Source organism: Chryseobacterium jejuense (assembly GCF_900100075.1).
In the GTDB taxonomy this organism is placed as follows: domain Bacteria; phylum Bacteroidota; class Bacteroidia; order Flavobacteriales; family Weeksellaceae; genus Chryseobacterium; species Chryseobacterium jejuense.
On the sequence record NZ_FNEG01000004.1, the window covers coordinates 111,036 to 136,130 of the forward strand.

At 35.6% G+C, this 25,095-nt stretch carries 29 protein-coding genes; 16 read left to right on the forward strand and 13 right to left on the reverse strand.

Translation table 11 applies throughout. The annotated features are described in order from the left end of the window. Window positions 1-117 precede the first annotated feature (117 nt). From BLS98_RS23665 to BLS98_RS12930, 3 genes are read left to right on the forward strand one after another with little or no spacing between them, the layout of a single operon-like run. Complete coding sequence (locus tag BLS98_RS23665) at window positions 118-249, forward strand: hypothetical protein (protein ID WP_260543939.1); 132 nt, start codon at window positions 118-120, stop codon at window positions 247-249. After that, entirely contained in the window at window positions 250-1,278 is a 1,029-nt protein-coding gene (locus tag BLS98_RS12925) for a glycoside hydrolase family 130 protein (protein ID WP_089736927.1), read from the forward strand. Window positions 1,279-1,323: 45 nt separating this feature from the next. After that, window positions 1,324-3,591, forward strand: coding sequence for a glycosyltransferase (locus BLS98_RS12930; protein WP_228425214.1), 2,268 nt, complete (start codon window positions 1,324-1,326; stop codon window positions 3,589-3,591). Between the two features lie 47 nt (window positions 3,592-3,638). Here BLS98_RS12930 and BLS98_RS12935 read toward each other — a convergent pair whose 3' ends face one another. Then, window positions 3,639-4,736: a calcium:cation antiporter gene (locus BLS98_RS12935; protein ID WP_089736929.1), complete on the reverse strand. Its 1,098-nt coding sequence runs from the start codon at window positions 4,734-4,736 to the stop codon at window positions 3,639-3,641. Between the two features lie 451 nt (window positions 4,737-5,187). Here BLS98_RS12935 and BLS98_RS12940 point away from each other — a divergent pair, with 451 nt between their 5' ends. The 5 genes from BLS98_RS12940 to BLS98_RS12960 all read left to right on the forward strand — a co-directional run bounded on the left by BLS98_RS12940 (window position 5,188) and on the right by BLS98_RS12960 (window position 7,219). After that, entirely contained in the window at window positions 5,188-5,406 is a 219-nt protein-coding gene (locus BLS98_RS12940; RefSeq protein ID WP_089736930.1) for a hypothetical protein, read from the forward strand. Between the two features lie 140 nt (window positions 5,407-5,546). Further along, on the forward strand, window positions 5,547-5,885 hold the full coding sequence (locus BLS98_RS12945) for a cupin domain-containing protein (protein WP_089736931.1): 339 nt from the start codon (window positions 5,547-5,549) through the stop codon (window positions 5,883-5,885). Continuing rightward, window positions 5,878-6,108: a hypothetical protein gene (locus BLS98_RS12950; RefSeq protein ID WP_089736932.1), complete on the forward strand. Its 231-nt coding sequence runs from the start codon at window positions 5,878-5,880 to the stop codon at window positions 6,106-6,108. Before BLS98_RS12945 ends, BLS98_RS12950 begins: the two co-directional genes overlap by 8 nt. A gap of 7 nt (window positions 6,109-6,115) precedes the next feature. Continuing rightward, entirely contained in the window at window positions 6,116-6,916 is an 801-nt protein-coding gene (locus BLS98_RS12955) for a hypothetical protein (RefSeq protein WP_089736933.1), read from the forward strand. A 39-nt stretch (window positions 6,917-6,955) separates the two neighbouring features. Then, complete coding sequence (locus BLS98_RS12960; RefSeq protein ID WP_089736934.1) at window positions 6,956-7,219, forward strand: heme oxygenase; 264 nt, start codon at window positions 6,956-6,958, stop codon at window positions 7,217-7,219. On the opposite strand, the gene BLS98_RS12965 is transcribed toward BLS98_RS12960, so the two are convergent. The 3 genes from BLS98_RS12965 to BLS98_RS12975 form a co-directional block, all read right to left on the reverse strand. Next, window positions 7,212-7,670 carry a MaoC family dehydratase gene (locus BLS98_RS12965; RefSeq protein ID WP_089736935.1) on the reverse strand — a complete coding sequence of 153 codons (459 nt, stop codon included), beginning with the start codon at window positions 7,668-7,670 and terminating at the stop codon, window positions 7,212-7,214. The two genes, BLS98_RS12960 and BLS98_RS12965, sit on opposite strands and share 8 nt — an antisense overlap. Before the next feature lie 279 nt (window positions 7,671-7,949). Next, window positions 7,950-8,144: a cold-shock protein gene (locus BLS98_RS12970; RefSeq protein ID WP_076549558.1), complete on the reverse strand. Its 195-nt coding sequence runs from the start codon at window positions 8,142-8,144 to the stop codon at window positions 7,950-7,952. Window positions 8,145-8,194: 50 nt separating this feature from the next. Further along, window positions 8,195-9,313 (reverse strand): DEAD/DEAH box helicase, encoded by a 1,119-nt coding sequence (locus tag BLS98_RS12975; RefSeq protein WP_089736936.1) that lies wholly within the window; start codon window positions 9,311-9,313, stop codon window positions 8,195-8,197. Window positions 9,314-9,749: 436 nt separating this feature from the next. Here BLS98_RS12975 and BLS98_RS12980 point away from each other — a divergent pair, with 436 nt between their 5' ends. Together BLS98_RS12980 and BLS98_RS12985 are read left to right on the forward strand one after the other, a co-directional pair. Further along, window positions 9,750-10,697 (forward strand): beta-1,6-N-acetylglucosaminyltransferase, encoded by a 948-nt coding sequence (locus BLS98_RS12980; protein WP_089737331.1) that lies wholly within the window; start codon window positions 9,750-9,752, stop codon window positions 10,695-10,697. 58 nt (window positions 10,698-10,755) lie between these two features. Beyond that, the gene (locus BLS98_RS12985; protein ID WP_089736937.1) at window positions 10,756-11,328 is read left to right on the forward strand and encodes a YciE/YciF ferroxidase family protein; all 573 of its coding nucleotides are present in this window, start codon (window positions 10,756-10,758) and stop codon (window positions 11,326-11,328) included. Window positions 11,329-11,610: 282 nt separating this feature from the next. On the opposite strand, the gene pgl is transcribed toward BLS98_RS12985, so the two are convergent. The 3 genes from pgl to gndA are packed head-to-tail and all read right to left on the reverse strand — an operon-like array spanning window position 11,611 to window position 15,262. Then, the gene (pgl, locus tag BLS98_RS12990; RefSeq protein ID WP_089736938.1) at window positions 11,611-12,339 is read right to left on the reverse strand and encodes a 6-phosphogluconolactonase; all 729 of its coding nucleotides are present in this window, start codon (window positions 12,337-12,339) and stop codon (window positions 11,611-11,613) included. Continuing rightward, window positions 12,332-13,852, reverse strand: a complete 1,521-nt coding sequence (gene zwf / locus BLS98_RS12995) for a glucose-6-phosphate dehydrogenase (protein ID WP_089736939.1) — start codon at window positions 13,850-13,852, stop codon at window positions 12,332-12,334. The genes pgl and zwf overlap by 8 nt, the downstream gene beginning before the upstream one ends. 12 nt (window positions 13,853-13,864) lie before the next feature. Beyond that, window positions 13,865-15,262, reverse strand: coding sequence for an NADP-dependent phosphogluconate dehydrogenase (gndA, locus tag BLS98_RS13000; protein WP_089736940.1), 1,398 nt, complete (start codon window positions 15,260-15,262; stop codon window positions 13,865-13,867). Window positions 15,263-15,732: 470 nt separating this feature from the next. On the opposite strand from gndA, the gene BLS98_RS13005 reads away from it, so the two are divergent. Continuing rightward, window positions 15,733-16,245: a hypothetical protein gene (locus tag BLS98_RS13005; RefSeq protein WP_089736941.1), complete on the forward strand. Its 513-nt coding sequence runs from the start codon at window positions 15,733-15,735 to the stop codon at window positions 16,243-16,245. Between the two features lie 58 nt (window positions 16,246-16,303). Continuing rightward, a complete protein-coding gene (locus BLS98_RS13010) occupies window positions 16,304-17,092 on the forward strand; it encodes a PhzF family phenazine biosynthesis protein (protein ID WP_089736942.1) in 789 nt (262 codons plus the stop codon). A 137-nt stretch (window positions 17,093-17,229) separates the two neighbouring features. On the opposite strand, the gene BLS98_RS13015 is transcribed toward BLS98_RS13010, so the two are convergent. From BLS98_RS13015 to BLS98_RS13040, 6 genes are all read right to left on the reverse strand, one after another. Beyond that, window positions 17,230-17,448 (reverse strand): DUF4287 domain-containing protein, encoded by a 219-nt coding sequence (locus BLS98_RS13015; protein ID WP_089736943.1) that lies wholly within the window; start codon window positions 17,446-17,448, stop codon window positions 17,230-17,232. A gap of 45 nt (window positions 17,449-17,493) precedes the next feature. Further along, on the reverse strand, window positions 17,494-18,438 hold the full coding sequence (locus tag BLS98_RS13020) for a pentapeptide repeat-containing protein (RefSeq protein WP_089736944.1): 945 nt from the start codon (window positions 18,436-18,438) through the stop codon (window positions 17,494-17,496). Between the two features lie 180 nt (window positions 18,439-18,618). After that, the gene (locus BLS98_RS13025) at window positions 18,619-18,855 is read right to left on the reverse strand and encodes a hypothetical protein (RefSeq protein WP_089736945.1); all 237 of its coding nucleotides are present in this window, start codon (window positions 18,853-18,855) and stop codon (window positions 18,619-18,621) included. Between the two features lie 40 nt (window positions 18,856-18,895). Beyond that, entirely contained in the window at window positions 18,896-19,540 is a 645-nt protein-coding gene (locus tag BLS98_RS13030; protein WP_111994762.1) for a hypothetical protein, read from the reverse strand. A gap of 54 nt (window positions 19,541-19,594) precedes the next feature. Next, the gene (locus tag BLS98_RS13035) at window positions 19,595-19,993 is read right to left on the reverse strand and encodes a hypothetical protein (RefSeq protein ID WP_139166112.1); all 399 of its coding nucleotides are present in this window, start codon (window positions 19,991-19,993) and stop codon (window positions 19,595-19,597) included. 69 nt (window positions 19,994-20,062) lie between these two features. Continuing rightward, window positions 20,063-20,932: a nucleoside hydrolase gene (locus tag BLS98_RS13040; RefSeq protein WP_089736948.1), complete on the reverse strand. Its 870-nt coding sequence runs from the start codon at window positions 20,930-20,932 to the stop codon at window positions 20,063-20,065. Between the two features lie 278 nt (window positions 20,933-21,210). Between BLS98_RS13040 and BLS98_RS13045 the strand changes: the two genes are divergently transcribed. From BLS98_RS13045 to BLS98_RS23335, 4 genes are all read left to right on the forward strand, one after another. After that, window positions 21,211-23,604, forward strand: a complete 2,394-nt coding sequence (locus BLS98_RS13045) for a hypothetical protein (protein WP_089736949.1) — start codon at window positions 21,211-21,213, stop codon at window positions 23,602-23,604. Between the two features lie 491 nt (window positions 23,605-24,095). Further along, window positions 24,096-24,566 (forward strand): hypothetical protein, encoded by a 471-nt coding sequence (locus BLS98_RS13050; RefSeq protein ID WP_089736950.1) that lies wholly within the window; start codon window positions 24,096-24,098, stop codon window positions 24,564-24,566. A gap of 112 nt (window positions 24,567-24,678) precedes the next feature. Next, window positions 24,679-24,822 carry a hypothetical protein gene (locus BLS98_RS23330; RefSeq protein ID WP_167356225.1) on the forward strand — a complete coding sequence of 48 codons (144 nt, stop codon included), beginning with the start codon at window positions 24,679-24,681 and terminating at the stop codon, window positions 24,820-24,822. Between the two features lie 119 nt (window positions 24,823-24,941). Next, window positions 24,942-25,085 (forward strand): hypothetical protein, encoded by a 144-nt coding sequence (locus tag BLS98_RS23335; protein ID WP_167356226.1) that lies wholly within the window; start codon window positions 24,942-24,944, stop codon window positions 25,083-25,085. Window positions 25,086-25,095 lie beyond the last annotated feature (10 nt).

The following is a 25,095-nucleotide window of genomic DNA, read 5'->3' on the forward strand; positions in this document are numbered from 1 at the left end:
CAAAGTTAGTCTATTAAATCTGAAATATCTATGATTTATGCAACAAATTGAAAGACAATTGCAAAGCTTTCCTTTTTTAATGATTGAAATTTACAGTTAACAAAAAAATATTTCATCATGTCAAAAGAAAAAGACGGAAAAAAGAAATCAGATAAAACTCCACCCGCAAAATCAGCAAAAGAGAAACGGGAAGACAAAATGAATAAACGAAGAGACAGGGAAAACGAAGCCCAAAATACCAGCAACTAAATGGTATCTCTGAAAAAAGACGGAATTATACTCAGAAAAACGACATTAGACTTTGAGAGTGAAGGTGTTTTAAACCCCGCAGTTATTAAGGATAACGGAAAAATACATTTATTGTACAGGGCTCTTGCCAAGAATAATTTCTCCAGTATCGGATACTGTATACTCTCAGATTATAAAACTATAGAAACCCGGTTGAGCAATCCGGTTATCATCCCCGAGTTTGAATACGAAAAACATGGTGTTGAAGATCCTAGAATTGTAAAAATCGATCATTTATTTTACCTTACTTATACGAGTTATGACGGGATTAATGCATTGGGAACTCTTGCCGTATCTGAAGATCTTATATCATGGCAAAAGCTGGGGATTATTGTTCCCAAAATTCCATACAACAAGTTTAGATTTTTATCAGAATCTCAAGGTGAAATAGGAGAAAAGTACAGACGCTTCAACAAACTCCCGCCTACTCACAACAAGAATAAAGATGTCTTCCTATGGGATAAAAATGTGATATTTTTCCCAAGAAGAATTAACGGTAAGCTTTATTTTCTTCATCGAATAAGACCCGATATCCAGATTGTAGGGATAGAAAGTATTGAAGATCTGAATCCTGATTTCTGGAAAGATTATTTCCTTCACTTTAAAGAACATATTGTATTATCTCCCCAGTATGAGCATGAAGTAAGCTATATTGGCGGCGGATGTCCCCCTATAGAAACCGAACATGGATGGCTTTTGATCTATCATGGCGTACATGATACCATTGAAGGATATGTTTACAGCGCATGTGCTGCTTTACTGGATATTGATCATCCTGAAAAAGAAATTTCAAGGCTTCCTTATCCTCTTTTCAAGCCCGAAGAAGAATGGGAACTGAAGGGAGAAGTGAACAATGTCTGCTTCCCTACCGGAGCCATCGTAGAAGGAGATACACTCCATATTTACTACGGCGCTGCAGACAAAAGAATAGCTGTTGCTTCTTTAAGTATCCAGGAATTACTCCAGGAATTACTCCAGTACACATCATAATTGATTATTCTATACAGAATGTCAGACTTTAAAACAGATATCAACATGAATAAAAATATAAACCCAGACGTGGAGGAAAAGACAAAAAGACAATCTGTCCAACATAAAAAAAGCACAATTAATTATAAACCTGAAATTATCTTTATAAGTACTTTTCCTCCTAAGGTGTGCGGTATTGCAACGTATTGTCAGGATTTGATAAAATCTCTTCAGCTAAAGTTCAAAGAATCATTTACCATCACCATCTGCCCAATGGAAACTGGAGATGAAAGCTATCGATATGAAGAAAACCCTCAATACCGACTCAATACATCCGATGCTATTTCTTATTTGGAGCTTGCTGATAAAATCAACAAAAATGACAATATTCAATTGGTTATGCTCCAGCATGAATTTGGATTTTTCACTGAAGCTAAAAACGGATTATTGCTTTTTCTTCAAAATGTAGAGAAAGATATCATCATCACTTTTCACACCGTTCTGCCGAAACCGGATTGGGAATTAAAAGAAAAGGTAAAAGAAATCAGCAGTTTCGTACAATCTATTATTGTGATGACCAGTATTTCTGCGGATATGCTTTCCCATGATTATGATATTCCATTAGAAAAAATTAAAGTGATCCCCCACGGCACTCATTTACTGCCATTTATCGATAAAATTTCACTGAAAGCGAAATACGGATTTAAGGATAAAAAAGTTCTTTCAACATTTGGTTTACTGGGCTCGGGGAAAAATATTGAAACCACCTTAGAAGCTCTGCCTGAAATTGTTTCCCAAAATCCAGATGCAATGTTTCTAATTATTGGAAAAACGCATCCCGGCGTCATTAAATATGAAGGTGAGAGGTATCGTGATTTTTTGCAGGATACTGTTAAGAGACTCCATCTGGAAAAACATACTTATTTTATCAACCAGTATCTGCCTTTGGATGAGTTGTTGGATTATCTTCAGCTTACCAATATCTATCTTTTCACTTCAAAAGACAGAAACCAAGCAGTGAGCGGAACCTTTTCCTATGCCATCAGTTGTGGCTGCCCTATTGTTTCCACTCCTATTCCCCATGCTCTGGAAATATTAAATGAAGATCTGGGAATTATTATTGACTTTGAAGCTCCAAAACAGCTTGCTGCTGCCGTGAATACATTACTTAAAAATGAAACCGCACAGGAAAAATTACGATCAAATAGTTTGGAAAAAATGGCTCCCACAGCCTGGGAGAATTCTTCTATTTCACATGCCTTATTATTTCAACAATACAGCAAAGATAAAATGACATTACATTATACATTCCCCAACATTAATCTCAGCCATCTCAAAAATATGACAACAGATTTTGGGATGATCCAGTTTTCTAAAATCAACAAACCTGATATCAATTCCGGGTATACTTTGGACGATAATGCCCGCGCTATGATTGTAGCCTGCAGACATTATGAACTGAGCAAAGATGAATCTGACCTTGATTTAATCTCAACTTATCTGAAGCTTATTAATTTTTGCCAACAGCCGGATGGAAGTTTCCTTAATTATATCAATCAAGACAAGGAATTTGCACAGCAGAATTATGAGACCAATCTGGAAGATTCTAATGGAAGGGCTATCTGGGCATTGGGCTATCTTCTTTCTATAAAAGCAATTTTACCGCAACCGTTTTCTGATGAAGCGGAATCAATTATTGAAAAAAGTCTTCCGTCTATTGATAAAATACACTCTACCCGTGCCATGGCTTTTATTATAAAGGGATTGCATTATCAAAACGCTGAAAACAATATTCCACTATTGAAAAAACTGGCCAATCGACTGGTTAAAATGTATCAGCATGAAAAACATAGAGACTGGCATTGGTTTGAAAGCTATCTTACCTATGGAAACAGCGTACTCCCTGAAGCTTTATTATGTGCATGGATTACGACCCAAGACGAAATGTATAAGCAGGTTGCCAATGAATCATTCAAATTTCTGCTTTCTAAAATATTTATTAAAGGGGGTATCAAAGTAATATCCAATAAAGGATGGCTGCACAAAGAAACGGTTAAAAATCCTGAATCAATTGGTGGCGAACAGCCTATTGACGTTGCTTACACCATACTGGCCTTATCTACATTCTACAAGGTTTTTAAGGATGAAAAATATTTGCAGATGATGAGGAATGCTTTTAGTTGGTTTTTAGGAAAAAATCATTTACATCAGATTATTTATAACCCTGCAACAGGTGGATGTTATGATGGTCTTGAAGAGAAAAATGTTAATCTCAATCAGGGTGCGGAATCCACAGTAAGCTATCTCATGGCAAGACTCTGTTTTCCAAAATAACAACCCTTGATTACCTACATTTTTATACCTATCTAATACAAAACAGCTTATGGAACTACCGTAATAAAAAGGTAAATTAAAAAAATAGCGATCAGTACAATTCCCTGCATGATATTGGTTCTGCCTGTTGCCAGTGAGACGGTAATAATAAAAAGTGATAGTCCTAAAAGTATTGTTGATTTGATATCTATCCCTAATGACATTCTTATACCGGTTATTACAGATATAATGGCAATCGCTGGAATACTGAGTCCGATACTTGCTAAAGCAGAACCAAAAGCCAGATTTAATGAGGTTTGAATTTCATCACTTTTTGCAGCTCTGAATGCAGCTAGCCCTTCCGGAAGGAGAACAATACCAGCAATAATGATCCCTACAAGTGACCTTGGAGCACCAACCGAAACAACGATATGTTCAACATCCTTTGAAAGAAGTTTTGCCAGTAAAACGACTATTCCCAGGGACAAGATTAATAATATACAACTGATATACAATTGTTTTCGGGAAATCATATCATGACTATTTTGTACAGGCTGATTTTTAGATAGTTTGTTTTGTGGAGAAATGAAAAAACTCCTGTGTCTAAACGTTTGGATCATGGTAAAGCCGAGATAAAGCCCTAAAGAAATCAAGGCAATAAAAAGCAATTGGAAGGACGTATATTCACCTCCGAGATGACTTACCGTATAATTGGGCAGAATAAGCACAAAAATAATAACTGAGGTAAGCGTAATCAGTGCGGTACTTACCCCTTGTAGTGTAAAGCTTTGTTCTCTATATCTTAAAGAGCCTATTACAATACAGCTGCCAATGATTCCGGTAAGGATTATCATCACGGCTGCAAAGACTGTATCTCTGGCAAGGGTAATGGTTTCTAAGCCTTTCGCTCCCATCATAATGGAAATAATAAGTCCTACTTCTATAACCGTAATAGCAAATGCCAGAAGTAAAGTTCCGAATGGCTCCCCCAAACGATGGGCAATGACTTCGGAATGATACACTGCAGCCAAAACACTTCCTATCAAAAATAAAGTAAGAATCACAGAGTAATACCCTGAAGAAAAAACAGAATTTCCAACATAAGAGAGCCACGCCAGGATAGGAACCAAAACCGTCCACATCCATAAATATTTTTTTATATTCATAAAAACATTAATAATTTACAATTGAACTGTCCTTTGGAGGAAATCAAGAGTTTTATATTTTCTTTTTCAAAACAGTCTTATTAATGATTTGAAGCAGATTAGAAATAATAATATACCGGAAATATTAAATAATGAAAACAAGAGAATATGTAGGAACTGAAAGTCCGGATCACCAGTTCAATGTCGTTATTCAGCAAGATACGAATAATCAATCACTTATTTGGAGTTATATAGCAGCATTTTAAGTTTGTAATCTTTTCCTAAGACTCAATAACTTCCATCACTTCATCAGACTCATCAAACTGAACAACCGTATTTCAAATGCTCAAAACAAGCTGATATTTTGTAAAAGTGTGATATCTGCAACATAAAAGAAACTATCTGTAATGCAATAGAGTATTAAACGTCCAACTTTGTACTGTAGCAATGGTGTTACACTAAAATCCACCTTATGGACACAAACCACAATAAAGGCGATAAATCGTTCAACATTCCCGGAGATTGGAATGAACAGTCTAAACAACTGAAAGAAAAATTCTCAACATTAACGGATTATGATCTGAAGTTCGAAGAAGGTAAAGAAAAGGAAATGCTTGAAAGAATCGGAAACAGATTAAGAAAAAACCGTGAAGAGGTTCTCAATATTATTAAAGAAATTAATCTTTCATAAATTGTTTTCAAGGACAGTTAAAGCCTATGATAAAGCCATATTCATCAAAAGTTTTAACTGGAAAAAGGGATAGGATATTAGACAGTTCTGTCCCTTTTATTTACAATACCTGTCTAGTCTTTTATACTTAAAAAGCTGTGATGAATCATAAAGAACTTGAGAAATCAAAAGTATATATTACCAGCCAGATTGTAGAATACATTCCGAATTCTGTTGTCAGCAAGACGATACTGGAAAAACTAACCGGCACTATCAGTGCTTTATCGTTTGATGACAAAGAAGGGCTACCCGAAAAAATCTCTCCTTTTGATGCTGTTGCACAGATCATTGAAGGTAAAGCAGAAATTATGATAGACGGAGCTTCTTATTTTATGGAAGAAGGTGAATGCATTATCATTCCCGCCCATAAATCTCATTCTATAAAAGGAAACAAACGCTTTAAAATGATAGTAACGATAATAAAAAGTGGCTATGAATAATGTAGATACCATATCAATTTTAACCAAAAAGATATTTAAAAAAACGGTTGAAATTCAAAAAGAATTTCCTGAACTGTATGAACTTTTAGATGAAACTCCACTATTTTTTTCTGCAAAAGAGAAAAATATCACGATCAAAGATTTAAGACAATATCTTATTTCCCTTATTATACAACAAAAGTCCTTTGAAAAGGGGACTATCAAGAAAAATAATTTACAATAAAACTCTGATGAAAAAGCTAACTAAGCATCCAAAGAGCAAATTGGGACTCAGAAATAAAAAAAATATTTCAAGAAGAGCCTATTACTCACAGTTTGTTGCTTTATTCTATATTAGAAATACCAATATCACCCTGGAAAGGGATGCAACGGAAATTCTTAGAATGTTAAAAGAATTGCAGCAGCTTATTAACAGATCAAGATTGGTATTCAGTACATACTGCAGCTTAAGCCAGCATAATCTGTGGCAGTCTGTTTTAGAAGATCTAAGCGAGAACATAAAATATATTAGAATGCAGTTTGAATATATACTGGAGAATATTATTAAAAAAAATACAATCAATGCATCTATATTCTGGCAGCAAAACAAAATCTATATGGATGAGCTGGAAGTGAGCCATAAAAAACTCATCCAACTGGCCACTCAGGTTTTACCAAAAGAAGAAAGATTATCATGGAAAGTAACTATTTGCAATTTTTATGATGAAATTTTTTCTTTACTCATCCCGCTTATCGGCATGTGCAGGCTTGAATTGGACTTTATAGAAAAACACTCACCTAAAATCTTTAACCAAACCACTATGGATATTATTAAAGATATTCCGAAAAATTACACATTACAGGAAGCAAAGGAATATGAACATGAGTACTTAAAAGTATTAACCAACTACAGTCATGAATTCTATAGAAAAAATAACTTTTGGAACAGCTTATTATATATCCTTTCAGGCGGTATATACCCATTGCCATCAAAACGTACCTTGTCTAAAAGATGGATCAGCAGGAAAATGAAAGATAAGCTTCCAAAATAAACCTCAAACTAAATTTTCATCTTATTAAATATTTTTGCAGTGAAAACAATACATCTTTTTCGGTTTAACGATACTATTTTCCATAAAATTCCTTTTTTTAAAGAAGAACATAGGCTGAAAACCGATGTAAAAGAACTCGATGTAATGAATATTGAAATTGTAACTGAATATATTGTGAAAGCCCACGATGACTTTAATTTCGAGAACACATCCAGGAATGACCTTTTATTAATGTGCAGAGAAGCACAAAAAACAATTGAACATTATTTTGTGATAAGCTTAGATCATTATGATTCTATATGAAATGATAAAGAAAAATAACATCTCCTACATAAGCCGGTTTAGCATAGTCTTTTATCAGAAGTTTCGCTTCTACCACTACTTTTACCGTTCCTCTTAGATCTATCACAGATTTTATGGCAGCTTGTAGTCTCACCTCACTATCTACAGGAACTGCCTGTCCGAATTTAAGATTCTCAATCCCGTAATTGATTTCCATTTTCACATTTCTCACCTCTGCAATTTGTTTCCAGAGATAAGGAATTAGTGATAATGTTAAATAACCATGGGCTATAGTGGATTTAAAAGGACCTTCCTTTTCTGCTTTTTCTTTATCGGTATGAATCCACTGATGATCTAAGGTTGCTTCTGCAAACCTATTAATCTGAGCCTGATCTATTGTATGCCAGTCAGAAACCCCAATCACCTTGCCTTCAAGAGCTTTATATTCAATAAAATTGTTGATAATAATCATATGGTGTTCTTCTTGTTTATAAACGTATATGCTGGTGTTTAATTATCTTATTTCCGAATACTTCAGATTTCTTATTTCCAACATTTTTAAAAACCTCTTACCAAAAGTAAGAGGCCAATGAACATTATGGAAATAAAAAGTAATGTATTTATAGTAATGTCCGTTCAAATAATATATCCAAACGAATACGTATGGATTCTGAATTTGTAAAAAAATATAAAATGATGAAACTGGAATTGCAAAAAATTTTCTTTTGAAATATCTACAATCAAGTTTAAATTATGCCAACTTTACGTTAACAGCATTTAAACCCTTGTCACTTTTTTGTACATCAAAAACGACTTTATCATTTTCACGAATTGAACTTACGCTTAACCCTGAAGAATGTACAAATATATCCTTACTTCCATCTGCTGGAGTAATAAATCCGAAGCCTTTTGCTTCATTGAAAAATTTTACGGTGCCTTGTTGCATTGTAATTATTATTAAAAATTGAATATTATGTTCTGTAAACGCTACAGACTTTATTTATAAAATGATCTGACCGGGACTGTAAATCCGATCAGCTTTTGAATGTTCTTAAGATCTACACGCTCATCTGCATCGCAAAATGAAATGGCGGTACCTTCTGCTCCTGCTCTTCCTGTTCTTCCAATTCGGTGAACATAGGTTTCCGGGACATTTGGAAGTTCGTAGTTAACTACATTTGGAAGGTCATCTATATCAATGCCTCTCGCAGCAATGTCTGTAGCCACCAATACATTAATTCTGCTGCTTTTAAAATCCTCAAGCGCATTTTGTCTTGCCGCCTGTGATTTATTTCCATGAATAGCTGCTGCAAAAATCCCCACATCCTCTAACTGCTGAACGAGTTTATTCGCGACATGTTTAGTACGGGTGAAAACTAATGATCTAACAGTACTTTTTTCTTGCAGAATATCAATCAACAGATCTGTTTTATCTTTTTTCTCTACGAAATATACAGATTGTTTTACGGTTTGTGCTGTTGAAGATACAGGGGTTACCGTAACTTCTACAGGATTATTCAGAATTGTTTCTGCAAATTTCTTTATGCTCACTGGCATGGTTGCAGAAAAAAACAATGTTTGTCTTTTGCGTGGAAGTAATTGTAAAACCTTTTTTACATCATTTACAAATCCCATATCAAGCATTCTGTCTGCTTCATCCAAAACCAATATTTCAAGCTTAGAAAGATCAATATGTCTTTGATTCACCAGGTCCAGTAATCTTCCGGGAGTTGCTACAAGAATATCTACTCTTTTTCTCAGGGCAGCAAGCTGGCCGCCTATTGAAACTCCTCCAAAAACAGAAAGTTGAGATAAGGGCAGATATTTGCTGTAAATGCTAAAATTTTCTTCTATTTGTATTGCCAATTCCCGGGTTGGAGTGAGAATTAGGGTTCGTATTCCTTGATGTTCAGGGTTATGTCTTTTCAGTAACTGTAGTATAGGCATAGCAAATGCTGCAGTTTTCCCGGTTCCGGTTTGTGCACATGCTATGATATCCCTTCCTGCCAGAATATGTGGAATTGCAGTACTCTGTATTTCAGTAGGTCTGGAATATCCAGCTTCCGTTACAGCACGAACAATGGGATTGATTAAGTTTAAGTTTTTAAAGCTCATTATAAATTCCGGTCTTCCGGTAATTGGTAAGCAAATCTGTTTATCAGAATTTGAATTGGTATAAGGATAAACAAATAAAGAGTACTTTTCCGGTTTATCATTTTGCTTGCTTTATCAGTAACAATACCATATTGTTTATGATCAGCAATAACATAGCGCTCCTATTGATAGTAGGACTTTTATAACCTTCGACTTTTCATTCATGAAATCAAGATTATAAATGGTAGCTGAAAAAGCAAAACTGGAAAAGAAAATTGTGATTTTAAACTATTACAGAATAGCAAAGGCAGTGACCTGTTTTATTAATGTTCTGCAAACCTACGATAAAATAAACAAAGAAAACTACATTTAATTAGTTGATTATCAAAAAATTATTTATAACTTCCGCACGTTAATCGAATTGTTTGCGGATGCGGATAATTTTAAGCTTTCCCAAATGCAAACTGCTTTTCCCATACCCAAGACTCAGACTCAACCTCTAGAATCATCCTCAATACCGCATGTAAAAATTGCCTATTTTATAATGATACATCATAAACCTCATGTATTCAAGGCAATGTTTCAGAAAATTTATACAAAAGATCAGTTCTACCTTATACATATTGACAGAAAGGCTCAACCAGCCTTCACAGAAGAGATACAGCTCTACATAGCACAATTTCCCAATGTTTTTATTTTAGATAGTTTGAATATTGTTTCAGGAGGCTTCAGTATGATCCAGGCAGAGCTTAATGCAATGGAATTCCTTTTAAATGCAAGTCGGGAATGGGATTATTTCATCAATCTGAGTGGTGAAGATTACCCCCTGAAATCCCAGCCCATCATACGTAACTTCCTTACGGTGAATAACGGCCGGAATTATCTGTTCTATTACGACCAGAAATTTTACAGACCAGACACCCTGAAAAGAATACAAAATCATTTCACTGAATTAGCCTATATCATCTCCTCATTCATTTATAAAAGAGAATTTATGAAAGGCGTAATACCCTATATTGGAGGAAAATGGTTTATGTTCACAAGAGAAACCTGTACTTTCTTAACAAGCAATAAAAAGGTAATGGATTTTGAAGATTACTACCTCCATACTTTTTTACCTGCCGAATCATTTTTCCAGACTGTTCTTATGAATACAGCATTTAATGACATTATTGTGAATGATGATAAAAGAGCCATATTCGAAAAAACAATTTTTCAGAATAAGCAGGATACACTGAATTATATAGAGTCTCTGAAATCCACCAATCAGCTTTTTATCAGAAAAATAAATAATAAAACGGATGAAAACATCCGCAGCTATATTGAAAACACCTTTCTTCTTCCTTTAACAGAGATTGATGAAGTGGAAAGAGAATTAAGAAGGGATGACCGGCAAAATAATTAGTTTATTGAATGGTCTATGAATTGTAGCTGGTAAAGCAATCACACTAAATATAAGTATTATGGCAACAAAAAATGTAACAAAGAAAACAACAGCAAAAAGAGCACCTGCTAAGTCGGTTCCGGCAAAAAAGACAGCAAAGAAAAATACTGCCAAAGGACTGAAAGACCTGTTTGAAGATGGACTGAAAGACATATACTGGGTAGAAAAAGCATGGGTAAGAGCATTGCCTAAAATGCATAAGAATGTAACCGACAAAAAGCTTAAACTGGCTATTGAAAATCATCTCAGAGAAACAGAAATTCATGTAAAAAGACTTGAAGAATGCTTTAAATCCCTGAAGAAAAGAGCACAAGCTAAAAAATGCGATGCCATGCAAGGTCTTCTGGATGAAGGAAAAAACATCATGAAAGAAACCCAGGCAGGAGCTGTAAGAGATACAGGAGTCATAGCAGCTTCACAAAAGGCCGCACACTATAAAATTGCTGCCTATGGAACGCTTGCTGCCTACGCAAAAGTTCTGAAAGAGAATGTTTCCCTCAAAAACCTTCTGGCAACCCTCAACGAGGAAAAAAAATACGATAAGCTCCTTACAAAAATTGCAGATACAGCACTAAATACTAAATCTTTATAATAATCCCAGTTGGTTATTTTTAAGGAAATTTGTCATCAAGTCTAGAGTAGACTGTTATAAGGTCACTTTATTTAAAATAAAAATCTGAAAGGGCAATTATGCCCTTTCAGATTTTTGCGATATTTCTTTTTAGATGGTATATAATTAACCTCAGTTCGGGATAAGAATTCCTGATTTAAAACCGGAAGTAACTTCCAACCTGCCTCTTCCAGCTTCCAGCCTTTACTCCTGATTTCCTTATCTCAAACTCAGCGTAAATATATTCTCTGCTAGTTTTGAAGATTAAATAGCTCCATTCAAATATTTAGCGGCTTTTTCATCAACCAAAAATAAAAGTTCACCTTGGGTAGGCGCTAATAATTGTGAAGGATATAATGAAGGATTATACGCTCCTTTCAGAACTTCCTTCAAAGCTTCAGCTTTCGCATCACCAAAAGTAAGAACAATGATCTTCCTGGCTTTATTTAAAAAAGGAGCCGTAAGGGTAACCCTGTACATTTGCTGAGCATCCAGATAATAAGCAGCAACCCACTTTTCTTTCTCATCCAGAACAGCAGTTCCCGGAAAAAGAGAAGCAGTATGGCCATCACCTCCCATTCCCAGAAGGATGAGATCCATTACTCCATCATCGCCCAGTTTTTCTTTTAAAAGTGTACTGTATGCTGAGGCAAAATACTCCGGGTCTACCCCTTCCTTGAACATTGGAAAAACATGAGATGGCAGAACAGGTACATTTTTTAGAAGAGTTTCCTGTGACATTTTAGCATTACTCAGTTCATTATCCAGGGGAACCCATCTTTCGTCACCCCAAAAAACAAGAACTTTGCTCCAGTCAATCTGGTTTTTATATTGATCTTCTGATAACAGCCTATACAGCCCTTCCGGTGAAGAACCTCCTGTTAAGGCCACTGTAAAAGATCCTTTCTGATCTATTGCTTCATTTGCAGCGGTTACAAATAGTTTTGCTGCTTCTTTAAAAATTTCTTCTGTTGATGATAATATATTAAGCATTTTCTTCACTTTTCAATGTTTCTTGGGAATTAGTAAACCAATAATGGCCTTGTCTCTTTAGCAATTCATCGGCAGCTTCCGGTCCTGAACTTCCGGCAGGATAAGTATACATTTTTGAAACGTTTCCTTTTTCCCAGGCCGTCTGGATATTGCTGATAACATCCCAGGCCTCCTCTACCTGATCAGAACGCATAAAGAGCGTGGAATCTCCATCCAGCGCGTCCAATAATAACGTCTCGTAAGCTTCCGGTGTATCGGGTGAGCATTCAAAATAATCGAATACCATTTCAGCTGGTTTTAATTGCATCTCAAGACCCGGTTTTTTGGTCATAAAGGATAATTTAATATCCATTTCAGGTTGAATATCAATCGTTAATTTATTGGGCTTCAATGTATTTACTGTACTCTTAAAGGTGGTACAAGGAGCTTCTTTAAAACTGATAATTACAGAAGATGCTTTTTCTGACATCGATTTACCAGTACGCATATAAAACGGAACGCCATTCCATCGCTCATTATCAACATAAAACTTCATGGCAACATACGTTTCCGTGTTTGAATTTGGATTAACTCCAGGTTCCTGCAGATATCCCCGTTTATGTTGTCCTTCAACTTCTCCCTGAGTGTATTGTGCTCTGACTGTATAGTGATTGATATCTTCCGGATTAATTCTTCTTACACTTTTCAGTACATCTACTTTTCGGTTTCTGATCTCTGTAGATTCAAATTCTGTAGGGGCTTCCATGGCTACCATACAAAGAATCTGCATTAAATGGTTCTGGATCATATCCCGCAAAGCTCCTGAACCGTCATAATAACCTCCCCTGTCTTCAACGCCTACTGTTTCTGCAACAGTAATCTGTACTGAATCAATATATTTATTATTCCACAGGGGCTCAAAAATAGTGTTCCCAAATCGGAAAGCCAGGATATTCTGTACGTTTTCTTTTCCCAAATAATGGTCTATCCTGTAAATCTGTTCTTCTTTGAAGGTTTGTGCCAACATAGTATTCAAAGCCACTGCCGATTCTTTGTCGTACCCAAAAGGTTTCTCAATAATCATCCGGTCCTGATCCACATTTTCAGCCAAGCCATTTTTCTTAAGACTATTCGATACCTTTTCAATAAAACTAGGGGCTACCGATAAGTAAAAAAGACGATTAGCTCTGCTTCCTAAATTGGTATCAATATAATCGAGTTGATTTTTCAATTGAATAAAAGATTCTTCCTGTGTAATATCAAACCTTATGAATTTGATTTTTTCTTTGAATGCATTCCATTTGTCTTCAGAGAAGTTTTTGATCCTCGAAAAAGCTTTGATATTTTCTAAGATATAGGCTCTGAATTCTTCCTGGGTATGCTCAGTTCTTCCCAGGGAAAGAAGCTCAAAGTCGTCCGGCATCCAGCCTTCCAGAAACAGATTGAAAAATGCAGGAAATAATTTTCTTTTTGCCAGATCCCCTGTTCCTCCAAAAACGACGATAGAGGTTGGCTTTTTATCATTATTTTTCATTTGATTTATTTTTTATGATTCCCAACGGGTATGGAAAACGCCTTCTTTATCGATTCTTTCATAAGTGTGTGCACCGAAGAAATCACGCTGGGCCTGAATAAGATTAGTGGGTAGATTTTCAGAACGGTACGCATCAAAATAAGATAATGCATTCATCCAGGCGGAAACCGGAGTTCCATTTTGAATGGCTTCATTCAGAACAGAACGAATACTGCTTTGTGCTGTAATTAACTGAGTAGCAATCTGTTTATCAAGCAACACATTTGGTAAATCTGATTGTGCAGCAAATGCTTTTCTAAAATCCTCCAACAGAGTAGCTCTGATAATACAGCCTCCTCGCCAGATTTTACACACTGTTTCCAGATGCAGATCATAACCATAGGCATCAGAAGCTATTTTAAGCTGAGCAAGCCCTTGCGCATAGGTGGTTATAATGGCAAAATAAAGCCCTTTTTTCAGCTGATCTAAACTAACATTCTTGATTTCCTTATCATTATTCCAGGTCAGCAGCTTTGAAGCCTGAATTCTTTCCGGTTTGTATTTGGACATATCTCTCATATTTACCGCTGCATCAATTACCGGTATCGGAACCTGCAGATCCATTGCATTTTGAGAGGTCCATTTTCCTGTTCCCTTGGATTTAGCCCAGTCTGAAATCAGATCTACCAAATACCTGTCCCCTTCTTTTTGCTTTAGAATATCAGCAGTGATTTCGATGAGATAAGAATTTAATTCTTCTTTATTCCATTGTTCAAAGGATTGTTGTATTGTTTCATGATCCAAATGGTAAACATTCTTCATGATATCGTAGGTCTCTGCAATAAGTTGCATAATTCCATATTCTATACCATTATGCACCATTTTCACATAGTTTCCGGCAGATCCGTTCCCTAAAAACTCTACACAAGGTTCACCATCTACCTTAGCCGCAATAGCTTCGAAAATTGGGCGCAAACGTTCATACGCTATTTTATCACCTCCAGGCATCATGCTTGGACCTCTTCTTGCCCCACTCTCTCCACCTGATATTCCCATCCCGAAAAAATGAATCCCTTTTGAAGAAAGTTCTTTATATCTTCTGTCTGTATCTGTAAAATAAGTGTTTCCGCCATCTATAATGATATCGCCCTGATCCAAAAACGGAAGCAAAGTTTGTATTGCTCCATCTACAGGAGCTCCGGCTGGAACTAATAGCATAATAGCTCTTGGTTGTTCAAGGGATTTCACAAAGGCTTCCGGCTGAACAGTGGCATAAATATGATGGCCTTCTTGAGCTTCTGCCTGTAATGAATCTGCTTTTTCCTGATCTAAATCTAAACCAGCAACCGCATATCCGTTATCAGCCATGTTAAGCAATAAATTCCGGCCCATAACGCCTAAACCAACTATACCAAAATTGTATGTAATCATTTTCAAAATGTTTTTTATGAATGTCAATTGATATCGAGTACTGCTAATAAATGAGTTATTTGAAATAGCAGCAATTCTGTATTTAAAATACTTGATTAAAATTAGTCCTTATTTTCGACATGTCTGAGATAAAAAAAGAGATATTTATATAATCAATAGCAGAAAAAGAAGGGTTGAAGAAGGATACTGGAGGCTGAAGGCTGGAAGTTACTTTTAGCCATACCACTACTCACAACCCAGCACGAAACCTATTTCAACACTGAAAATACAACAGTTACATTTTCATAAGCTTCAAAACATTACTCTTCCAGCTCCTATGTTTATTTTCAAATAGTTTAACAAGATTTTAAGCGGTATAACTACTGAGAAATCTCAGATTAAAAATTCCTCTAAAATTTGTATTTTTATAGTATGGAATATATTTTCTGCTCAGTCAATATCATAGCAGTAGAAATCCAACACTATTATTCATGAAAAAATTAAATCCCAGTTATTTCGAATTCTTCTTTTTCAGGTATGGATTCATTGTTATTTTTGTTCAAATAGTTTCAATATCACTTTATTTTTTCACTGAAGAAAAAGATACTGCTTATATGGCTGTTATGGCTGTTCTATGCTTTTTATTTCTGGTGTTTGTATGTTCATCAGACTATCGCATGCTGAGAAAAAACCTTCCTCTTGCCAATGTTTTTCTAACCAATGATGGCCTTATCATTAACGAAAAGCCTTATCCTGCCGAACAAATAGAAGAAGTTGCCTTTATGCCCGTAAGACATGCTTTGAACAAACTTCCGGCTTATTTTGTTGAAATTACAACTCGTGATGGAGCTGCTTTTTATTTTCTTGAGAAAAATATGGGCTGGAATTTTGAATCACCCACCATAAAAGTATTGAACCAACATCCTCTATTCTCTTCAAAAACAAAAGAAAAAAGTGAATCTTCAGAGGGGTTTTCAGCCTTTAAAAAGCAAAAACAATCATAAACCCGGAAGCTAACCGAAAAATAAATTATCTTTAATACAAACCTAAAATTTCTCAATTATGAAGTTAGAATTATATCAGATAGATGCGTTTACGGAAGAGATTTTCCATGGAAATCCTGCCTGTGTTGTTCCCTTGAAAAATTGGTTACCCGATGAAACCCTTTTAAAAATAGCCTGTGAAAATGCTGTGGCAGAAACAGCGTTCTTTATTGATAATGGCAATACCATTCATCTGAGATGGTTTACTCCTGAAATAGAGATGGATTTATGCGGACATGCTACCCTTGCTACCGCTCATTGCTTAGCGACCATCCTAAATTATCCGAACAGCAGAATTGTTTTTGAAACCAAAAGCGGTGAATTAACAGTAGATGTAAAAGACGGATTTTATTATATGGATTTCCCATCAAGAATGCCTGAAGCATCCGTTCTTCCTGATACTATTGCCAAGTCCTTGAATATACAGCCTAAAGAAGTCTTCAAATCAAGAGACTACGTTCTGGTATATGAGTCTGAAGAGGATATCAAAAATATTAAAGTTGAAAAATCTATTTTAGACCTTATCAATCTGGATCCGGGAGGTGTTGTAGTGACTTCCGCAGGTAGTGACAGTGATTTTGTGTCGAGGTATTTCACACCACAGGCTTCAATTCTTGAAGATCCTGTAACCGGCTCTGCACACTGTTCCCTTATTCCGTTCTGGTCAGCACGGCTTGGAAAAGATACACTTTTTGCCCGCCAGCTATCAGAAAGAGGCGGCCAGCTTTATTGTGAAAACAAAAATGAAAGAGTGATTGTGGCAGGGAAAGCCAGAACCTATTCTACAGGAAATCTTTGGATAGAATAATATTATTTTGATTGGGCAGAACAGCTTTATCTAATAAAAAAGTGATCTGAAAATAATCCTTTCAGGTTCATCAACTACAATAGGCACTTATTTAGGAAAACAGGTGCCTATTATTGTAAAGGTATAAAAGTTTATTTTTATTCACGCTTTCCGTTAATATAGGCATACATAGCAGTAGCATGCCCATGTCCTAATTCAAAATCTTCTTTTAGCCAATTGATTATTTCTGTTGCTTTTACTCCTTTTTTAAGTTTTCCTTCTTCGGTAAATCCTTTGTTGGCGGCTAAACTTTCAAAATCAGAGCGGGACTTTCCGGTTTTTTCTTCAATGTTTTTAATGTAGGTTTGAAATGACATACTATTTTATTTTTTGGTTACTCTTTATTTCTAATGATTAAGGGGCTATACTTTTGTTACATTCGGTAAATCTACCCCTGCTCCTTTGAGGGCTGCATAGGTTAATTTATCCATCATTGCTCCTTCAAAATCAATACTTTTAAGGGTTTTATAATATCTGTTGGTAAGGGCAAATGTTGATCGGAAAGAAACATTTTTCAATGCAGATCCCTTAAAAGAAACTCCTTTTAAACAGGCATTATCGAATTTTACATTAATGAAAAGCTGCCCATCAAGACACAGCCCGCTCATGTCTGAAGAACTAAAATCTACCCCGTCAAATTCACAGTTTTCAAAAATTGTTTTTCTCAGATCACCGCCCACCATCTTTACATCCATTAAGTTGATATCGGTAAATCTTGCATGAGTAAGATCAGATGAGGAAAACTCTGTTCGATGCAAAACAGCTTTGTTAAAGTTTGCTCCAGAGAGGTTATTATTAGACAGCACACAATCTGTAAGATCTGCACCTTCAAAATTACCATTACTCACATCACTGTTTTTAAAAGAACTGCCTGCTAAATCTGCTTCGGAAAAATCTGCTCCCTTCAGATCACTTCCCCAAAATTTTCTCTCCGGAGCGTTTACTCCAGCAAAATCTGTCCCTACGAAAGCTCCACCGCTAAAATTAGTGAGTAATGGTTCACTTACAGAATGTGAAGACTCAACCTCTGCATTATTTTTTTGCTCAGTTTGGTCAACATTATTAGCACTATTTTTAATAGCCAACTCTTCTTTTTGAGCGGGTGCATTCTCTGAAAAATAGTTAAGGTCTAAATTAAAAATTTCAGAGAGACGGTTAATGGTAATAAAATCAGGTACTGATTCTCCACGCTCCCATTTTCCAACTGCCTGCGGACTGATAAACAAAAGTTGCGCAAGCTGCGCCTGGGACATTCTGTTTTCTTTTCGTGCCTGAACGATTTTATCGCCTAGTTTCTTTATATCCATATTCTTGTATTTTTAGTCTTTTTGACAGGACAAAGATAGCTTCTGGCTTATCCATATCTATCAGGATTATAGATACTCTTAGTTATAATTACACTACTTATAGTTGTATTTGACAACGTACAGTAGTATTGGGAATATTTGTATTCTTTAATAATAAAATTTCTCTTCAATACGGAACAACTACCTCCAGGAATTCATTTCATAATTTGAAAAGTTCATCTTCATATCTGCTATTCTATCTTCAAGGGCTTTTATGCCTATTTGTAGGTATTTTTCTTTCTCGGTTTCGTTCAATATATAAACAATATCAAATCCAGGGGTTGGTTTAGCAGTTGGGATGGACAACTCAATATGGCCATTACTTTCAAAAATATAACATTCCCATTCTTTTTTTTCCAGTAACTTTTTTTCATTCATTTTCTAGTATATTTTACAGGCTGTTTATTATTTATGACTTTTAATTCTTCTGCTCTATTTTTTCTGCTTCTTCCACATTGTATTCAATCCTGTTATCCTGGTTTATTGAAAGAGTAAAAACCTGTCTATATTCATTGAATTTATTTTTGTCATAATGAACCAACACCGGAAATAATTGGCTGGCCTGATAGTATCTTTTATTTCCCAAAGCATTTTGCATTCCTTCTTCCATTTCTTTTAAAAGTGGACAACAGTCTTTCTTCAATAAAAAATGCTTTAAATGAGATTCAAAAAACCAGTCTCCGTATAGGTTCAAAAACTGTTTGATATAAGGATATAATTCCTGCCCATCTTTCCCATTAAAAGTCGAAATATACAATGCATTGGTAATGATATCATACACATTATCTTCACCATGAAGCCTATGAGGTTCAAATTCTTCTTTTTCAGCCCATTTTTCGCTCATAAACCGATTGAGGAATTCAAATCCCTCCGGTATTCCCCATGCAAGTAAAATAAGCATGGCCTGATAAGCAATATATTGATCGTTATTATGAAGCAGCAATTTCAATCCTTCAACCCTGTCAATATCTATTTTTTCAAGGAGCTGTACTTCGTTCAAATCGTAACCTTCCTCCCCATCTTCGTTATAGTGATAGAGCAGTTCATGGATTTCTTTATTCATTTGATTACATTTCATTAATTGCTTCAACTTTATGTTCAATGTGATTCATCCAGCTCAAACCACTACTTCCAACTTATTAGATAGTATCCTCGAAAATTCAAAGGTGATATAAAATTTTTCGTTTCTGGGAATCCTGAATGAAATTCCTTTGAAGGATAATATCTGCTCACCATCTTCTTCAAAAACCTTAGCCGGAAACTCAAACCGCTGTGTTTCATTGGGAGGCAGTCTATTTTCAGAAACCGGCTCAGCATTATATGCAGGCGACATAAAAGCTCTCTCGTAGATTTCTATTTCTGCATCCTTTGCATCAAAAAGTCTTATCCCGTTCCTGGCCAATCTGCCCGTCTCATTAGAGAAATAAAATTTCCGTTCTTCACCGCTATGGTTGGTGATATCTAGATAAAGTATAAATCGGTTTTCTTTGAGATGATAAGAAATATCATGTTTCATGTTTATAGCATTCATCATGTGAAGATAAATCAAATAAAAAATATTTTGGTTGAATAATAATAAATTAGTTTAAGGCTTAATGACCATCCAAAGATCCGTTAGATCTGGAATGTAAGTCGTTATGAATGAGGACTGCTGTTCTGGATAATCTTTTGCTTCAACACATCCCCATTCGCCACGTTTTCTATACGGAATTACATCTTCCCAAAGTGCTTTCGAAGGATCAATTGCCAATAAAGCTGCCACAGTATCGTGAAGCGCTTTTTCTTTGAGTTCTATGGCATCCAGAAACAGATCAAGACCTTTGTTGTGGCTGCGAAACGGAATAAGCAGTTCGGCATCCGCTTTGGTAAAGATGGCACCATGGCATACATTTTTACTAATCATACGTCTCTCACTCATCGGGATCGAAAAGAGGGCTTCGGCGGCAAGCGGGTTCCCGTTCAGGTTAAAGGTTGCACAAGTACGTTTTCCGTCAAATTTTTCCAATCGATATTCTTTTGGGACGATATTATCTCCTGCAAAACCTCCCTGACAAAACCAACGGTCAAAGAAAATCCCGGTTTCAAATAAAGCGTATGGATTCGTAAGGGCAGCTCCAGTTAACAAAGTACAGTCGGGAAATTGAAGAAGCGTTTCTGCCATAATGTTTGCGGCAGTATCATCGGCTTCTGAATGTTCAAAATTCCCAACCCATTCCTTGTGAAACACAGAAACGCGGCTGGCAGATGATTTGGGAGTTCCGGCTCCAATGCGGACATCTTCCCTGTCAAGAATTCGTAAAATATGGCGTACAAAACCAACTTGGTCTGTTCCTCCCGGATGCACGGAAACACTTACCAAGTTTACCTTTGGGTGAGTTGCCAAAATAGCCAGGGTCATAGAATCATCGGGATCTGCAGTTTCCATATCAAAATGGAAAGGCAATTTAGGTTGCATATAATGAGTTTTTATTTAGTATACTAGTTTTCAAGGGCAAAGATATGGAAATTTAAAAACACACCTAACAAAATCGTCGCACCACCTTCGCGGAAGGAAGAATAAAGAAACCTCAATATTTGTTAAATTTAATAGATCAACACATATCCCTTGTTCACAAATTCTATCCTGAAGATCTTAATTATTAATTTCTTTCTTTTGAAATAACCTGCTAAATATCAATTTTCAAATCTTTAAATGATTAAATTAGCGCTGAATTAAAATGCGTTAAGATTTCTATGAAAAATATATTCGGTGTATTGCTTCTTTCCATGGTGCAACCTATATTGGCCCAAACGAAACTGGAAAAAGCAATTACAAGTCTTGAGGATAATTACGAACAAGAAAAAGTATATGTACTTACCGACAAATCACAATATGCTGCAGGTGACAAAATCTGGTTCAAAAGCTTTGTATTTGATGGATATAACCGTTCCACCTTATCTACTACTCTATTTGTAGAATTGTACAATTCTGATAAAAAATTAATAGCCTGGAAAACAGTACTTCTTACCAATGGTGAAGGCAGCGGAGACTTTCAGCTGAAAGAAGATCTCCCGGAACAAGTGTACTTTGTAAGAGCTTATACGCCTTACATGACCAACTTTAACGAAGAATTCCAGATTGTTAAATCTTTTCCGGTTTACAATCCCAACTCTACGGAATCATTAGTAGTTTCTAAAAGTTCAGACTGGTCTGCAAAAACCATCCCGGAAGGTGGTAATTTCATTAATGGTGTGCCTACAAAATTTGCTGTAAGATTAACCAGCAATGCTTCTTTGCCGGAAAACTGGTCCGGAAAAATAGTAGATGCACAAAACCCAAATGTTTCTATCACAACCTTTAAGTCTTTTGATAAAAATGTGGCCTCTTTTACGATAACTCCAGCTTCAGGAAAAAAATACCAGGCTATCATTCAGGATAATGCGGGGAAAAGTAAAACAATAGATCTTCCACAGGTTGCAGACAGCGGTCTTCATTTAGTAGTTAACAGTTCAAAAGAGGGAATTAAGTATACTTTAAAAGGTGTTAATTTAAAACAACAGCTTCAAAATTATAAAATTGTAGGAACTATTAATAACCACCTTGCTTACAAAGCCACTATTAAGCAATTAAGCAACGAAGCATCCAGTCTTATTCCTACCAAAATAAGCAATGGAGCTAACGGTGTTTTTCAGTTAGCTATTTTTGACGATCAGGACAATCTGGTTGCCCAAAGACTTTGTTTCATCAAGCCCAACGATTTAAAGCTTGAGAAAGCTGAAATTATAGGTCAGAGCATCAAACAGACTCCAAGATCTTTTAATAGTATTGATCTTTCTCCGGAATCTTATTTTAAAAACTATACGGTTTTGGTAAGCGAGGATGACGGAACTCAGAAGCCTGAAGAAGACAATATTCTGAGCGGACTTTGGTTAACAGGAGATTTTACTACCAAAATAGACAACCCGGCTCAATATTTTTCTAAAACTGCCAATAGCGAAGCTCTAGATGCTTTACTTATTTCTGAAAAATGGAACAGGTTTGATTGGAACTCGGTATTAAACGGATCTGTACCAACCATTAAAACCAAATCTCAGAAATTCCTTTCTTATAAGGTAAAACCTGTTAAAAATAACGCCCTGATGATCAACTCCAGTGTCATTTTATTATTGAAGTCAGGGAAAAGTGAACCCATTATCAGTCCGTTTCAAACTGACCAAAGCGGTTATGTCTATTTAAATAATCTTAGCAATGATGAACCTTTGACGGTCTCATTATTTGCCAATTCAAAAGATGATAAAGAATCATCGGCAGAGAATTTATTCGTAACGGCAGAACCATTGGTAAATCCTACACCGTTTACAGGCAATTTCCCGGGGACAAAATATAAATTGGTAAAAGCCAGTGGAAATAAAACCCTTCCACCAGCCATCGCCAAAGCAATTAATACTCAAAAAAACATCAAAAAGACAGAGAGTAATGATATTGAGATTAAAGAAGTAGAATTGGTAGGAAAAAAGAAAGATCCAAAAGAAGAACTGGACCAACAACTTTCCACCGGAATGTTCAGCTCTATGAATTCTACTATATTTGATTTTGTAAATGAAGATCAACATGCTGAGGGAATGGCTAATATATTAGACTGGCTACAGGGAAGAGCTGCCGGTTTAACCTTCCAGAAAAACAATTCAGGGGTAAATGTACCTTATATTCGTGGTCAGCAGGCTAAGCTCTATTTAGATGAAATCCTTACAGATCCTAGTATGATTTCTACCCTGCCTATCAACAATATTGCTATGGTAAAAATCCTTAAAGGAGCAGGATTAATAGGTGATGCAGTAGCCATCTATACTATGAAAGGCAATATGAAGTCTAAAAATAAAGGAAAAGAAGCCCCAAAAAACAATTCAGCCATTATAAAAGGCTATGATAGACCTTCAGAATTTCTTGTTGAAATGATAGATGAGAATGCAAAAATTGAAAATGATACCCGCGAAACCCTTTATTGGAATCCTAATTTATTTGACAGCGACTATGTTCCACCAAGAATTAAATTCTTCAATAACGACAGCGCAAAGCAGTATAAAGTAGAGATCATAAGTTTTGATGAAAGTGACAATCTTCTTTATCAGAATGAGATTTTTAAATAATAAAAAAAGCCTTTCAGGAAAACTGAAAGGCTTTTTTGTATTGAAGCTGGAGGCCGGAAGAAGGAAGTTATGAGGGTTGAAAAATGGCTGGTTATCTTTTTATCTAAATGATTTAATTTCATAGAATAAGAATATGAGATATTTTAGCCACGAAAGAACAGTTTTTTGAGACGCAAAGAATGAGTGATTCTACCGTTTTATCTTAAGGCGGTAAAAGAGAGCGACAATGTCGCTGATGGAGTAATATGGCCCTGCGTTCGCTTAAAAAGAATCAATGAAATTGATTCCTTCTTTGCTTCCTCAACATATTGCAATTGTATTATAAAATCTTTACGTTATATTTAAACAGGGATACAAGCAAAAGAACTAAGAAAACAAATGGCCATAATGCATGCCCTAAAACATCCATAAACTGCTACTCTATTCTCAAAAAAAACAGGATATTTCAAAAGAAAACACTAAATATTCCGTTTAATTCTTAAATTTAACCAATGCAAAAGAATCTTTATCTCATCATCATATTATTTTCTCTTACCAGCTGCTATACTTACCAGGTTAAAAAGCAGACGAATACAGAAACCAACAACAAGCAAGAACCTAAAAGGGCCTCAGCTTCTGCTAATATGGCTTCTTTACCAATGGAAAGTACAACCACTGAATTTAAAAGTAAGAGTTCTCAACAACCCGCTGCACCCATCAATATCCAGGAGAAACTTTCCTCTAATAAAAATGTTAAAATTGACGTTGATGGCAAGAGCTATAAAGTAATCGTTGACAAATGGGAAGGCGACAGCCTTGTAGCACACCCGGTTCATAATGCTAAAAAAACGCTGAAATTCCATAAGAACCAAATTAATGCCGAGAAAATTGCGGAAAAACGGTTTTCACAACCCATAGCTGATATTATTACCGTTGTTGCCTATGCCGGAATTGCTGCTGGAATATATTTTCTTGTTCGCTAATTTTTAAAACGTATCCGTTAAAATTTCCTGGCTTTGGAGTATTTTACGGAATTGTTTTTATTGCATTGACTTAAAGTCAGGAAGCTTTGTGTAGCTTTTTGAAACGCAAAGAATGAGTGATTCAACTGGTTATCTTAAGGAAGCAAAAGAAAGCGACAATGTCGCAGATGAAGCGATGTGGCTATGTGTGCGCTTAGAAAGAATCAATGAAATTGATTCCATCTTTGCTCCCTTAAAATATTACAATACATTATAAAATCTTTGCGTTTTTAAAGCAATTTGTTTTTGTAATACTTATCCAATTACTATAACTTAAAGTAAACTCCAGTTTCCAACTCTCAACCTTTATTGAATAGCTTTTTTTAAACGCAAAGAATGAGTGATTCTACTGGTTATCGTAAGGAAGCAAAAGAGAGCGACAATGTCGCTGATGAAGCGATGTGGTTATGTATGCGCTTGGAAAGAATCAATGAAATTGATTCCATCTTTGCTCCCTTAAAATATTACAATACATTATAAAATCTTTGCG